The 13910-nt window shown below is 57.6% G+C and carries 14 protein-coding genes; 2 read left to right on the top strand and 12 right to left on the bottom strand.

Going from position 1 to position 13910, the window contains the following annotated elements; genetic code table 11:
- Nucleotides 1-171 precede the first annotated feature (171 nt).
- The 9 genes from truD to cysG form a co-directional block, all read right to left on the bottom strand.
- Nucleotides 172-1212: a tRNA pseudouridine(13) synthase TruD gene (truD, locus tag F3I44_RS06420; protein WP_150014620.1), complete on the bottom strand. Its 1041-nt coding sequence runs from the start codon at nt 1210-1212 to the stop codon at nt 172-174.
- Nucleotides 1209-1691: a 2-C-methyl-D-erythritol 2,4-cyclodiphosphate synthase gene (gene ispF / locus F3I44_RS06415; RefSeq protein ID WP_008927107.1), complete on the bottom strand. Its 483-nt coding sequence runs from the start codon at nt 1689-1691 to the stop codon at nt 1209-1211. Before ispF ends, truD begins: the two co-directional genes overlap by 4 nt.
- Entirely contained in the window at nt 1691-2407 is a 717-nt protein-coding gene (gene ispD / locus F3I44_RS06410) for a 2-C-methyl-D-erythritol 4-phosphate cytidylyltransferase (RefSeq protein ID WP_150014622.1), read from the bottom strand. Before ispD ends, ispF begins: the two co-directional genes overlap by 1 nt.
- Before the next feature lie 3 nt (nt 2408-2410).
- Entirely contained in the window at nt 2411-2728 is a 318-nt protein-coding gene (ftsB, locus tag F3I44_RS06405; RefSeq protein ID WP_003849108.1) for a cell division protein FtsB, read from the bottom strand.
- A 169-nt stretch (nt 2729-2897) separates the two neighbouring features.
- Nucleotides 2898-3218 (bottom strand): DUF3561 family protein, encoded by a 321-nt coding sequence (locus tag F3I44_RS06400; RefSeq protein ID WP_150014624.1) that lies wholly within the window; start codon nt 3216-3218, stop codon nt 2898-2900.
- 52 nt (nt 3219-3270) lie between these two features.
- Nucleotides 3271-3876: an adenylyl-sulfate kinase gene (cysC, locus tag F3I44_RS06395; protein ID WP_150014626.1), complete on the bottom strand. Its 606-nt coding sequence runs from the start codon at nt 3874-3876 to the stop codon at nt 3271-3273.
- Nucleotides 3876-5303, bottom strand: coding sequence for a sulfate adenylyltransferase subunit CysN (gene cysN / locus F3I44_RS06390; RefSeq protein WP_150014627.1), 1428 nt, complete (start codon nt 5301-5303; stop codon nt 3876-3878). The genes cysC and cysN overlap by 1 nt, the downstream gene beginning before the upstream one ends.
- An 11-nt stretch (nt 5304-5314) precedes the next feature.
- Nucleotides 5315-6223, bottom strand: a complete 909-nt coding sequence (gene cysD, locus F3I44_RS06385; protein WP_150014629.1) for a sulfate adenylyltransferase subunit CysD — start codon at nt 6221-6223, stop codon at nt 5315-5317.
- 9 nt (nt 6224-6232) lie between these two features.
- Nucleotides 6233-7648, bottom strand: a complete 1416-nt coding sequence (gene cysG, locus F3I44_RS06380; protein WP_150014632.1) for a siroheme synthase CysG — start codon at nt 7646-7648, stop codon at nt 6233-6235.
- A 365-nt stretch (nt 7649-8013) separates the two neighbouring features.
- Between cysG and F3I44_RS06375 the strand changes: the two genes are divergently transcribed.
- Nucleotides 8014-9027, top strand: coding sequence for an aminopeptidase (locus F3I44_RS06375; RefSeq protein WP_150014634.1), 1014 nt, complete (start codon nt 8014-8016; stop codon nt 9025-9027).
- A 9-nt stretch (nt 9028-9036) separates the two neighbouring features.
- A complete protein-coding gene (locus F3I44_RS06370; RefSeq protein ID WP_150014636.1) occupies nt 9037-9321 on the top strand; it encodes a YciI family protein in 285 nt (94 codons plus the stop codon).
- Between the two features lie 59 nt (nt 9322-9380).
- On the opposite strand, the gene F3I44_RS06365 is transcribed toward F3I44_RS06370, so the two are convergent.
- Genes F3I44_RS06365 through cysJ form a run of 3 tightly spaced genes read right to left on the bottom strand, consistent with a single transcriptional unit; the run spans nt 9381 to nt 13644 of the window.
- Complete coding sequence (locus F3I44_RS06365; RefSeq protein ID WP_150014638.1) at nt 9381-10115, bottom strand: phosphoadenylyl-sulfate reductase; 735 nt, start codon at nt 10113-10115, stop codon at nt 9381-9383.
- Nucleotides 10112-11833: an assimilatory sulfite reductase (NADPH) hemoprotein subunit gene (gene cysI, locus F3I44_RS06360; RefSeq protein ID WP_150014640.1), complete on the bottom strand. Its 1722-nt coding sequence runs from the start codon at nt 11831-11833 to the stop codon at nt 10112-10114. The genes F3I44_RS06365 and cysI overlap by 4 nt, the downstream gene beginning before the upstream one ends.
- Entirely contained in the window at nt 11833-13644 is a 1812-nt protein-coding gene (cysJ, locus tag F3I44_RS06355; protein WP_150014642.1) for an NADPH-dependent assimilatory sulfite reductase flavoprotein subunit, read from the bottom strand. Before cysJ ends, cysI begins: the two co-directional genes overlap by 1 nt.
- Nucleotides 13645-13910: the final 266 nt, after the last annotated feature.

Raw genomic sequence — 13910 nt, 5'->3', positions numbered from 1 at the left:
TTCGACTGGTCGCCGTGACTGAACCTGTTTGAACGGCATGGCAACAGGTGATGAATGGACAGCGATTTTTGCATTCTAGCGAGGCACGCAAGGAAGTGGTAGGCGTAAATCACACGACGGTGGGGGTTTGCCGCAACATTACCCACAAGTCGGGTCATGTTGCAGCGAAGATTACTCATCAGGCTGATCGGGCGAATCCGTTTGAGTCAGCAGCTCGCGGACGACGCTGGTGGCAAAGCTACCCGCAGGCAGCCAGAATGCCAGTTCCAGCGTGACATCATCCCACCAGCTCCACTGCATATCGCGCGGCACCACCAGCATGGCGCGGCGGGCAGCATCGATCTTCTCACGTTCGATCAACCCCAGCAGCAGCGACGCATCCGCCAGCGCCTGCTGTTCAAAGGCCAGCGCGTCAGCCTGCGGACCAGGCTCGCCGCGTCCCGGCAGCGGCGCGGTAATGCGCAGCTCATGCTGTTCAACCCGGCGCTGTGACTCGGCGAGTTCATCAGGCTGGGCGACAAACCAGCTGCCACGGCCAGTCAGCTGTAAAGCATCACCATTGAGAACCTGCGTCAGGCTGCCCTGCTGTTGCAGACGCGTACTGGTCACCTGATTAAACAGCGCACTGCGTGCGGCAGAGAGCATCAGGCTGCGCTTGTTGCGGTCGCGAATAATAATCTCATTGCGCGCCCACTTCTCCGCCATCACCAGGTTATTGCCGCCGCGACCAAAACGCTGTTCACCAAAATAGTTGGGCGCGCCCGCATCGCGAATCTGCGCCAGACGCTTTTCAACCGCATCACGATCGCTGATCTGGCGGATAACCAGCCGGAACGCATTCCCCGCCAGTGCGCCGATGCGCAGCTTACGCTTGTGGCGCACCACCTGCAGAATGTCGACGCCCTCAAGCGAAAAACCGCGCAGATCGGGCATCGCATTGCCTGGCAGACGAAAACAGAGGGTCTGCTCCGTGACCGCATGGCGATCTTTCATCCCGGCATAGCTCATGTCGCGCTGATGAATACCAAGATACTTAGCCAGCGCCTCCGCCACAAAGCGGGTATTCGCGCCGACTTTACGGATACGCACCAGCAGATGCTCACCTTCCCCATCCGCGCTATACCCGAGGTCTTCCACCACCACGAAATCTTCCGGATTGGCTTTGATCACGCCGACGGCTGTGGGCGTGCCGTGCAGGTAACTCAGCGTCATTGGCTGTCAGCTTTCAGGACTAACGCGACCGCTTCACAGGCGATGCCTTCGCCGCGCCCGGTAAAGCCGAGCTTCTCGGTGGTGGTCGCTTTGACGTTGACCGCATCCATATGGCAGCCTAAATCTTCTGCGATGTTAATACGCATCTGTGGCACGTGCGGCAGCATTTTCGGTGCCTGAGCAATAATCGTGACGTCGACATTACCTATACGATAACCTTTGGCTTCGATACGACGCCAGGCCTCGCGCAGCAGGCCGCGGCTGTCCGCCCCTTTAAAGGCCGGATCGGTGTCGGGAAACAGTTTGCCGATATCGCCCATCGCCACTGCGCCCAGCAGCGCGTCAGTCAGCGCATGCAGCGCCACATCGCCATCCGAATGGGCGATAAAACCGTGTTCAAACGGGATTCGCACACCGCCAATCACTAACGGACCTTCTCCGCCAAAGGCGTGAACGTCAAAACCGTGACCGATACGCATCATGCGCTCTCCTTTAATTGAATCTGACTCAGATAAAAAGCCGCCAGCGCCAGATCTTCTGGCCGGGTGACTTTAATGTTATCACTGCGTCCGCTGACTAACAGCGGATGGTAGCCGCAATACTCCAGCGCCGAGGCCTCATCCGTTATGGTTGCGCCCTCGGTCAGCGCCCGCGTCAGGCAGGCGGTGAGCAGCGCATGCGGGAAAAATTGCGGCGTTAAGGCGTGCCAGAGATCGTCACGTTCTACAGTATGGGCCACTGCCGCTTTGCCCGGCTCGCCCCGCTTCATCGTGTCGCGCACGGGCGCGGCCAGAATTCCACCCACGTGGCTCTGTTCGCGCACGTTGAGCAGTTGCTGGAGATCGTCGGGATGCAGACAGGGACGCGCAGCGTCATGGACCAGCACCCAGGCGGAACCCTGTGCGGCCTGGAGTCCGGCCAGCACCGATTCGGCACGGGTCTCTCCGCCTGTGACCCTGACTACGCGCGGATCGCGTGCCAGCGGCAGGGAAGCAAAGTGCTCATCATCGGGGCTGAGGGCAACAATCACCTGTCTGATAGCGGGATGGGAAAACAGACGTGCAATGCTGTGTTCCAGAAGGGTGTGCTGACCAATCGTCAGATACTGCTTTGGACAGGTTGCCTGCATGCGGCTGCCGATCCCGGCAGCGGGCACCACGGCAATCACATCCGCAAGGGAGGCCAGAGTGTTCATGTTTTATCGTTGTAGGTTTTGCGCTGATTGTTGCGCGTTGCGTTTGTTCTGGTCAGGCACCAGACGATAGAAGGTCTCACCGGGTTTAATCATGCCCAGTTCATTGCGCGCACGCTCCTCGATCGCTTCCGAGCCGCCATTGAGATCGTCAATTTCGGCAAAAAGCTGATCGTTTCGCGATTTAAGTTTGGCATTGTTTGCCTGTTGTACCGCGACATCATCATTGACGCGCGTATAGTCATGGATGCCATTTTTCCCCAGCCACAATGAATATTGCAGCCAGCCGAGCAGCACCAATAACAGTAACGTCAGTTTTCCCATCCCGCCCCCTAAAAACGGCACAATCATCCCATAACTTTGCACAGGACTCCACACCAGCCGCGAAAATGGCGCGCTTTGCTGTGCGTCCAGGTAATCAGTACCGAATCTGGCGGGAAAAGATTTGTAACCTGCCGATGCGTTTGCACATCAGCACGGGCGCAGTGATGGCTTACCAGCCGGAGAGAAAGGAGAACATTAACCAGAAAAGCGTGACCACCATAATCACCGTGGCGAGCGCGGCCCAGAGCCACTGTCCGCTCAGCAGCGTATTCAGTGCAATCCCCGTAACCACGGCGACAGGCAACAGCGCCAGAAAAAATGGCCAGGTATAGAGAAAGAAAAACAGCGTGTTAGAGCCGAACAGCAGGAACGGGATCGCCAGCGCACACCAGTAAGCAAGAAAACCGATAACGCCGCCCGGCAACAATGAGCGTGGCTCATCCGGGGCTGAGTCATCTTTACGGGCGAGCATGGGGGTAATGTTCTGCATAGGCATCCTGTTGGCGCGAGGGCGGCAGATCAGACGATCCGCCGCTGTCTCTTCAGGATCTGATGATATCGCGGTCACGCAGCAGGTCTAACAATTGGGCGGCCAGTTTTGTAACCAATTGTTCGCCATCCAGCTGAATTTCCGGGCTCTCCGGAGCTTCATAAACGCTGTCGATACCGGTGAAGTTTCGCAGTTCTCCGGCACGGGCTTTGCGATATAACCCTTTCGGATCGCGCGCCTCACACACCGCTAACGGCGTATCGACAAACACCTCGATAAACTGTCCCGGTTCCAGCAGATCGCGCACCATCTGCCGCTCGGCGCGATGCGGTGAAATAAAGGCGGTGAGTACCACTAATCCGGCATCCACCATCAGTTTCGCCACTTCGCCGACCCGACGGATATTCTCTTTACGGTCGTCATCGCTGAAACCGAGGTCACGGCACAGGCCGTGACGCACATTATCCCCATCCAGCAGATAGGTGCTGACACCGATGCGGTGCAGCGCCTGCTCCAGCGCACCGGCAACAGTCGATTTCCCCGAGCCCGACAGCCCGGTGAACCACAGCACCACGCCCTGATGGCCGTGCTGCTGCTCGCGAGAAGCACGAGTTACCGGATGGTCATGCCACACCACGTTATCATCGTGCTGCGCCATTATTGACCGCCCAGCAGGTCGCGCGCATTCCAGTGCGGGAAGTGACGGCGCACCAGCGCATTCAGTTCCAGCTCAAACGCGCTGAACTCACCGCTGTTAACCGGCACATCATGATTTGGCTGATGGATCATGCCGGCACCTACAGTGACGTTGCTCAGGCGATCGATAAAGATCATGCCGCCGGTCACCGGATTCTGCTGATAGCTGTCGAGCACCATCGGTTCATCAAAGGTGATCTCAATGCGACCAATACCGTTCAGCGGCAGCGAATCGACCTGACGCGTCTCCAGCGAGTTGATCTCAACCTGATGCAGCACCTTCTCAACGCGACCACGCGTTTTCTTACCGGCGATTTTCAGGTCATAGCTCTGACCGGCCTGCAGTGGCTGTTCCGCCATCCAGACCACATCAACGCTGGCAGACTGCACCGCAGCCAGCGCGTCGCTGGCATCCACCAGCAGATCGCCACGGCTGATATCAATTTCATCCTGCAGCACCAGCGTAATCGCTTCGCCTGCACCCGCTTCCTGCAGATCGCCATCAAAAGTCACAATGCGGGCAATGGTCGACTCCACGCCAGACGGCAGCACTTTTACGCGCAGGCCTACCTGCACGCTGCCCGACGCCAGCGTACCGGCATAGCCACGGAAATCCAGATTCGGACGGTTCACATACTGCACCGGGAAACGCATCGGCTGATGATCAACTACGCGCTTCAGCTCCACGGTTTCCAGCACATCCAGCAGCGTCGGGCCGCTGTACCACGGCATAGTCTGACTGGCAGAGGCGACGTTATCTCCTTCCAGCGCTGACATTGGCACAAAGCGGATATCAAGGTCTTCCGGCAACTGGGCAGCAAAGTCGAGGTAATCCTGTTTAATCTGCTCAAAGCGTGCCTGATCGTACGCCACCAGGTCCATCTTGTTGATCGCCACTACCAGGTGTTTGATGCCCAGCAGCGTCGAGATAAAGCTGTGACGGCGGGTCTGATCCAGTACGCCTTTACGTGCATCGATCAGCAGGATCGCCAGATCGCAGGTTGACGCGCCGGTTGCCATGTTGCGGGTGTACTGCTCATGTCCCGGCGTATCGGCGATAATAAACTTACGCTTTTCGGTCGAGAAGTAGCGGTAGGCAACATCGATGGTAATGCCCTGCTCACGCTCAGCCTGCAGGCCATCCACCAGCAGCGCCAGATCAAGCTTCTCGCCCTGGGTACCGTGACGTTTGCTGTCATTGTGCAGTGAGGAAAGCTGATCTTCATAGATCTGACGGGTGTCGTGCAGCAGACGCCCAATCAGGGTACTTTTTCCGTCGTCGACGCTGCCGCAGGTCAGAAAACGCAGCAGGCTCTTATGCTGTTGAGCGGTCAGCCAGGCTTCAACGCCGCCCTGGTCGGCAATCTGTTGTGCAATTACGGTATTCATCTGGCGTCTCCTTAGAAATAACCCTGGCGTTTTTTCAGTTCCATCGAACCGGACTGATCGCGATCGATCATGCGGCCCTGACGCTCGCTGGTAGTGGAGACCAGCATCTCTTCGATGATCGCTGGCAGCGTCTGCGCTTCGGACTCTACCGCCCCGGTCAGCGGCCAGCAGCCGAGCGTACGGAAACGGACCATCCGCTGGGTGATCTCTTCACCCGGCTGCAGGTTGATGCGATCGTCATCGATCATCATCAGCATGCCATCACGCTCCAGCACCGGACGCGGTGCGGCGAGATAGAGCGGCACGATCTCAATGTTTTCCAGGAAGATGTACTGCCAGATATCCAGTTCGGTCCAGTTCGATAGCGGGAAGACGCGGATGCTCTCGCCCTTATTAATCTGGCCGTTGTAATTGTGCCACAGCTCAGGACGCTGGTTTTTCGGGTCCCAGCGGTGGAAGCGGTCACGGAAGGAGTAGATACGCTCTTTGGCGCGTGACTTCTCTTCATCGCGACGTGCGCCGCCAAAGGCCGCGTCAAAACCATATTTGTTCAGCGCCTGCTTCAGCCCTTCCGTCTTCATGATGTCAGTGTGTTTGGCACTGCCGTGGACAAACGGGTTAATCCCCATCGCCACGCCTTCCGGGTTGCGGTGAACCAGCAACTCTGCGCCCATCGCTTTCACGGTGCGGTCGCGAAATTCGTACATTTCACGGAATTTCCAGCCGGTATCCACATGCAGCAGCGGGAACGGCAGCGTGCCCGGATAAAAGGCTTTACGCGCCAGATGCAGCATCACCGAGGAGTCTTTGCCGATGGAATACATCATCACCGGGTTGCTGAACTCCGCCGCCACTTCGCGAATGATGTGGATACTCTCCGCCTCCAGCTGACGCAGATGAGTGAGTCGTTTTTGGTCCATGATTTTCCCTCAAGCCAGATTGACAACGGCGGACTCGCGAGTCCCCTGCTGTGCTGAATGTTTAAACCAGGCGAGTTGCCCGTGCAGATTAACCACCTCTCCGATCACCAGCAGCGCCGGAGTAGGTGCCGAGGCGGCCAGCGCCTCAAGTTGTTCTAAGGTGCCGGTGAGCACCTGTTGATCCTGACGGGTGCCGCGACTGATCACCGCCACGGGCGTTGATGGTGCGCGACCGTGCTGAATCAGCGCCGCGCTGATAGCAGCCGCTTTAACCGTGCCCATGTAGATCGCCAGCGTCTGACGCGCACGCGCCAGCGATGGCCAGTCGATATCATCGCCATCGGGACGGCAGTGACCGGTAATAAACATCACGCTCTGCGCGTAATCGCGGTGGGTCAGCGGAATACCGGCATAGGCCGTCGCACCGGCAGCCGCGGTGACGCCCGGCACTACCTGGAACGGCACGCCCGCCTGCTGTGCCGCCTGCAGCTCTTCGCCGCCGCGGCCAAAGATAAAGGGATCGCCACCCTTGAGGCGGACAACGCGCTTACCTTTCAGGGCCAGTGAAACCAGCAACTGATTAATCTCTTCCTGGGGTAACGTATGCGCGCTGGCGCGTTTACCGACGCAGATGCGGTCGGCGTCGCGACGCACCAGGTCCAGCACCTCTTCGCTGACCAGATGGTCGTAGAGCACTACATCGGCTAACTGCATGACCTGCAGGCCACGTAGCGTCAGCAGGCCGCTGTCGCCCGGCCCGGCACCTACCAGAAAGATCTCGCCCTGACGGGTTGGCTCTTCCAGCAGTTCACGATCCAGCGTGCGCTTCGCCTCTTCGACGTTACCGGCTGACATCTGACTGGCGAACAGACCGTCGAAGGCCCGCTCCCAGAAACGACGACGATCGGACATGCGGCTGAAGCGCTGTTTAACTTTATCGCGCCAGAGTCCGGCGACCTCCGCCATCTGACCAAGACTGGCGGGCAGCAACGTTTCGATTTTTTCGCGCAGCATGCGTGCCAGCACCGGTGCGGTGCCGCTGGAGGAGATCGCCACCACCAGTGGTGAACGGTCAACAATCGACGGGAAGATAAAGGTACATTTTGGCTGGTCGTCGACCACGTTAACCAGCTTATGCCGCGCGTTAGCAGCTTCAAAAACCTGGGCGTTGAGATGATTATCGTCCGTGGCAGCAATCACCAGGAAAACACCATCCAGCTGGGCCGGGTCAAACGCGGTCGCCACCCACTCCAGCTCCTGCTTATCCAGCAGTGCCTGCAGTTCCGGGCAGAGTTCACGCGAGGCGATCTGAACGCGTGCGTGCGCGCGACGCAGCAGTTCAATTTTTCGCGCCGCAATATCTCCACCGCCGACAACCAGAACCGGGCGGCCAGAGAGATCGGCAAAAAGAGGCAAATAGTCCACGTTAACCCTGATGATTTAACTTTGTATTAACGCGACTATACGTCGCTGAGTTTATCCAGATGAAATTACGAATTGGAATGAGTAGTTACCGAATGGAATAACGACACCGCAAAGCACAGAACAATTTGATCTTAGCAGATGAAATGTAATGGCTTTTTCGTGAACAGGCTCACACATTCACATTTACTTACGCCACTGTAAAAGCAGATAAGTGCCAGCGATAAATGTGCGTGGGTGCTTTCGCTCAGAGCAGCGCCCGATTCCGCTACCCAGCTCGCAGAACAAAAGGGGTATAATGCGCGCGGCATGAGCAGGCCCGGCCCGCATGCCTGTTGGCTCCCGGATAATGAAAAAAAGGATGCACTATGTTTTGTTCCCTCCGCCTGAGGGTTGCGACAGTTTTGTTGAGCGCACTCATTTCCCCGCTGGCCCTGGCCGCGCCAGCGGGTCAGTTTGCCGAACAGCAGGTCCGGCACATCGCCACTTATTTTCCTGGCCGCATGAGTGGTAGTCCGGCTGAGCTGATGGCCGCTGACTATCTGCAACAGCAATTTACCGCGCTGGGGTATAAAACCGATACCCGCCAGTTCAACACCGGCTATAAGTGGCAGGAAGATGACGGCACGCAGCGCTGGCATAAGCTCACGGCCACCTCGGTAATTGCCGCTCGTGCAGGCAGCGTGCCGCAGGAGATCCTGATCGTGGCGCATCTGGATACCTGGACGCCACAGAACAGTAGCCAGGTCCATCATAATCTGGGCGGCTTACGTCTGCAGGGCGTCGACGATAATGCGTCGGGTCTTGGCGTGATGCTGGAGCTGGCACAGCAGCTGAGTCACAAACCGCTGCACTATGGCATTCGCTTTGTGGCGCTGAGCGCCGGAGAAGCGGACCTGCATGGCATGGATGATTATGTTGAGCGGATGAGCACGCGCGAGAAGAAGAACACGCTGCTGGTTATCGATCTGAACAGCCTGATCACCGGCGATCATCTCTATTTCAACAGCGGCATGAACACGCCCCGTGCGGTGCGCAAGCAGACCAGCGACCGCGCTCTGCTACTGGCCCGTCAGCTGGGCATTCCCGCTGTCAGCCACCAGCTGAATCGTAAAGACTTCAACGGTCTGAATGCCTTCGACAGGGCAGGCTTTCCGCTGCTGGATGTCACCGCCAGCAACTGGACGCTGGGAAATAAAGATGGCGCATTACAGCGTCATCGCAGCCACCACTTTCCAGATGGCATGACCCGTCATCAGACTGACCTGGATAATCTGAACTATCTCGACCGCTGGCTGCCGGGCCAGATAGCGCTGCGAACCCGCGACAGCGTTCGCGTGCTGCTGCCGCTAATCAGCGAACTGACCAATCCTAAAGTATGAGGATCTGACATGTACGTCATTTTTCTGAATTATGTTCGTCCGGTAGAAGAGGTTGAAGTGCTGCTGGCAGGCCATATCGACTGGCTGGATCGCTATTTTGATGCGGGCTTTTTTATTGCCGCGGGACGTAAAGATCCACGTACGGGCGGCATGTTGCTGGTCAGGGAGATGGAACGTGAAAAGCTGGATGCGATATTAGCGGAAGATCCGTTTGTCGCCGTGGCAGAGTATGAGGTGACGAAGGTGAATGTGACGCGCGAAGCGGAGGCGTTTGCCGGATTAAAAGGCGTTTAGCTGCCTGACTGACTGCGCGAAGACATTCTCTCCCCCTCGCGGGGGAGAGAAGCACGGCATCAGCCTTCGTGCAGACCACACTCGCGCTTGAGACCGAAAAAGCGCGTCTCTTCTTCTGCCATACCCGGCTCCCATTTGCGGGTGGTATGGGTATCACCTACTGAAAGATAGCCTTCATCCCACAGCGGATGGTACTTCAGCTTGTGCTGTTCCAGGTACTGATGAATCTGGCGGTTATCCCAGTCAATAATCGGCAGCAGCTTAAAGACGCCACGCTGCACGCCCAGCACCGGCAGATTCGCCCGGCTGCCGGACTGATCGCGGCGCAGGCCGGCAAACCAGGTCTGGGCACCCAGGGTTTCGATAGCCCGGTTCATCGGCTCGACTTTATTGATCTCGTTATATTTCTCAATCCCCTCGACGCCCTGCTCCCACAGCTTGCCGTAGCGCGCTTCCTGCCAGGCCGGTGAGGTTTCGGCGCGGAACACTTTGAGGTTGAGATTGAGCTGGTCCGCCAGCTCATCAATAAAACGATAGGTCTCCGGGAAGAGATAGCCGGTGTCGGTCAGGATCACCGGAATATCGGGCTGCTGACGCGTCACCAGGTGCAGCGACACCGCGGCCTGAATACCGAAGCTGGAGGAGAGCACATAGGCTCCCGGTAAATTCTCCAGCGCCCAGCTGACCCGCTCTTCTGCTGACGCCTTCTCCAGCTGCGCATTGGTCGCCGCCAGCGCCATAGCGCGCTGGACTTTGGACATCTCATTCAGTGCTGCGAGGTCAGGATGACTCATTTTGCCTCCTCCCAGAAGTCACGTGCCGGGTCCAGCACCGGCGCGACAATGCCCGCGCGGATGGTGAAGTCACCAAAGCCTTCTGCCGCCTGGCGCTCGGTGGCCCAGCGTCCCACCAGCTCATCAATGGTGGCGAGAATTTCGCTTTCGTTAATGTTCTCACGGTACATGCGGGGAATACGCGTTCCGGTGCGGTTTCCGCCCAGATGCAGGTTATAGCGGCCTGGCGCTTTACCCACCAGACCCAGCTCTGCCAGCATGGCACGACCACAACCGTTCGGACAACCGGTAACGCGTAACACTATGTGCTCATCACCGACGCCGTGAGCATGCATGATGCCCTCGACTTTGGTCACAAACGCGGGCAGGAAGCGTTCGGCTTCTGCCATCGCCAGCGGACAGGTCGGGAACGCAACGCAGGCCATGGAGTTTTCGCGCTGTGGCGTCACATGATCCATCAGACCATGTTCGCGGGCGATCGCTTCAATCTGCGCTTTTTCGCTTTCCGGCACGCCCGCCACAATCAGGTTCTGGTTGGCCGTCAGGCGGAAGTCACCCTGATGGATTTTCGCAATTTCGGCAATGCCGCTCTTCAGCGGACGGCCCGGATAGTCAAGCAGGCGACCATTCTCGATAAACAGCGTCAGGTGCCATTTATTGTCGATGCCTTTAATCCAGCCAATGCGATCGCCACGGGTGGTAAATTCATACGGGCGGATCGGCTCAAAGGTCACACCGGCTCGTTTTTCCACTTCCGCTTTAAAGGTTTCGACGCCAACGCGTTCCAGGGTGTACTTGGTTTTGGCATTTTTACGGTCGGTTCGGTTACCCCAGTCACGCTGGGTGGTGACGACCGCTTCAGCCACGTCGAGGATCTTATCTACCGGGAAGTAGCCAAACTCGCTGGCGGTGCGTGCGTAAGTCGCTTTGTTGCCGTGCTCGATCGACAGGCCACCACCCACCAGCAGGTTGAAGCCCACCAGCTTGCCGTTCTCGGCGACGGCGACAAAGTTCAGATCGTTGGCGTGCAGATCCACATCGTTATGCGGCGGGATCACCACGGTAGTTTTGAATTTACGCGGCAGATAGGTTTCACCGAGGATCGGCTCTTCATCTGTTGTCGCGACTTTTTCTTTATCCCACCAGATTTCTGCATAGGCACGGGTGCGCGGCAACAGATGCTCGGAGAGCTTCTTCGCCCACTCATACGCTTCCTGATGCAGTTCCGACTCAACCGGGTTCGACGTACAGAGCACGTTACGGTTGACGTCGTTGGCGGTCGCCAGCGCATCCAGTCCCACTTCATGCAGCATCTGATGCGTCGGCTTGACGTTCTTCTTCAGAATGCCATGAAACTGGAAGGTCTGACGGTTGGTCAGACGGATGCTGCCATAAAGGGTTTTATCGGTAGCAAATTTGTCGATGGCCAGCCACTGCGTCGGCGTAATGATGCCGCCCGGCAGTCGGCAGCGCAGCATCATGGCGTGCCGCGGTTCCAGCTTCTGCTCCGCACGTTCGGCACGAATGTCGCGATCGTCCTGCTGGTACATGCCGTGAAAACGGATCAGCAGGAAGTTGTCGCCAGTAAAGCCGCCAGTCAGACCCTCTTCCAGATCTTCTTTGATAGTGCCGCGCAGATAGTTACTCTGCTTCTTCAGGCGCTCAGCGTCGGTTAATTTGCCTTCTACAACCAGCGGTCCAGGGTGTTTATCGCTCATTAGTAAACGTCTCGCTGATAACGGCGCTCAATGCGCAGCTCACTTAAAAATTCGTCGGCCGTTTCACGATCCATTCCGCCGTGTTCGACCACCACATCCAGCAATGCCTGCTCGACGTCTTTTGCCATACGATTTGCGTCGCCACAGACATAAAGATGCGCGCCCTCTTCAATCCAGCGCCAGACTTCGGCCCCTTTCGCGCGGATCTTATCCTGTACGTAAATCTTCTCTGCCTGATCGCGTGACCAGGCAAGGTCGATATTCGTCAGCAGGCCATCCTTCACATATTTCTGCCACTCCACCTGATAGAGGAAATCGTCGGTGAAGTGCGGATTACCAAAGAATAGCCAGTTTTTGCCGCTGGCACCGTCGTTGTCGCGCTGCTGCATAAAGGCGCGGAACGGCGCGATGCCGGTGCCCGGGCCAATCATGATCACCGGCGCATCCGGATTAGTCGGCAGGCGGAAATTATCGTTGTGCTCGATGAAGACGCGGACTTCGCCCTCTTCTTCGAGGCGATCGGCCAGCCAGGTCGATGCACCGCCGCCGCGCTGGCGACCTTCAATATCGAAGCGCACTGCACCCACAGTGATGTGCACTTCGGTATCGGTTTCGGCCTGCGAAGAGGCGATAGAGTAGAGTCGCGGCGTCAGCGGTCGCAGCAGGCCGGTCAGCTGTTCTGCCGTGAGTTCAGCCGGAGCCAGACGCACCATATCCACAATCGGATAGTGCTGCGCATAGTGCTGCAGCCGGGCTTTATCATCCACCAGCGCCAGCAGCTCCGCATTACGTGACAGCTGGGCATACTGCGCGACGATCTGCGCGGTATTCACCGTCAGCTCGAAATGCTTTTGCAGCGCCTCCGCCAGCGGCAGGGTTTTGCCCTGAATCTCTACCGGCTCATCGCCTTTCAGCCAGACCAGCTCCAGCAGTTCACTGACCAGCGCCGCGTCATTTTCATACCAGACGCCCAGCGCATCGCCAGGCTGGTAGCGCAGACCGGAGTCGCCCAGATCAATTTCGATATGGCGCACATCTTTATCTGAGTCACGTCCGGTAATTTTCTGATTCACCGCCAGACTGGCGCTGAGTGGAGACTCTTTGCTGTAGGGAATGGTGGTCACTTCATTAACGCTGCCTGCCGCTGTCGCCGCAGCCTGCGCCGGGGATTCGGTCGGCACGCGCTGTTTCAGAATGTCGGTCAGCGCGGTACGCCAGGCGGAGGCCTGCTCTGCATACTCGACATCCGCATCAACGCGATCCAGCAGACGCTCGCCACCCAGCTCTGCCAGACGGCTGTCAAAATCTTTGCCCGCCTGACTGAAGAATTCATAAGAGGTGTCGCCCAGGCCAAACACCGCAAAGGCCGCACCCTCCATTTTCGGTGCCTTCTTCGACATCAGGAATTTATGCAGCGCAACCGCCTCTTCCGGCGGCTCACCTTCGCCCTGAGTAGAGGTGACGACCACCAGCATTTTTTCCTGGCCAATCTGCTTAAACTTGTAATCACCAGCATTCACCAGGTTTACGTTCAGCTTCGCAGCCAGCAGGTCATCCCGCAGCTGCTCAGCCAGACGACGGGCGTTGCCGGTCTGGGAAGCGGAAAGCAAGGTAATAACCGGCGTTTCAGCGGCGGGCGCGGACGGTGCGCTGCTGGCGACGGCGCTACCCGGCGTCTGCTCTACCCGGCCCCAGAAATAGCCTGACAGCCACGCCAGTTGAGTCGGGGAATAATCTGTCGTCGCCGCCTGTAAGCGGGCGAGTTGTTCCGGGGAGAGCGGAAGCAGTGAACCAGGTGCCTGAGTCGTCATCGCGTTAAAAATTCCAGTATCAGAAGTCCGGACCGTAAAGTGGCGGAAGAGTGCGTAGGTTACCGGGCTGTATATTAACGATTAAATACGCCTTCGACATATCAAATAACCAAAATGACTAAGTGGTTTTTCTGGTAGAGGTAATCGTTAAAACTGGTAAGTAAACGGGTGATTTATCAGTTAATTAGCTGGACACGATCCGGCAATCGGATGTGAAAGTATCGCTTTGTGCGGCGCGGGTGCGAAAAAAGCGGTAATCAGGTAGA

It is taken from the genome of Pantoea sp. F_5, assembly GCF_008631595.1.
Lineage (GTDB): Bacteria > Pseudomonadota > Gammaproteobacteria > Enterobacterales > Enterobacteriaceae > Pantoea > Pantoea gossypiicola.
This window is presented reverse-complemented; position numbering and strand designations above follow the sequence as displayed.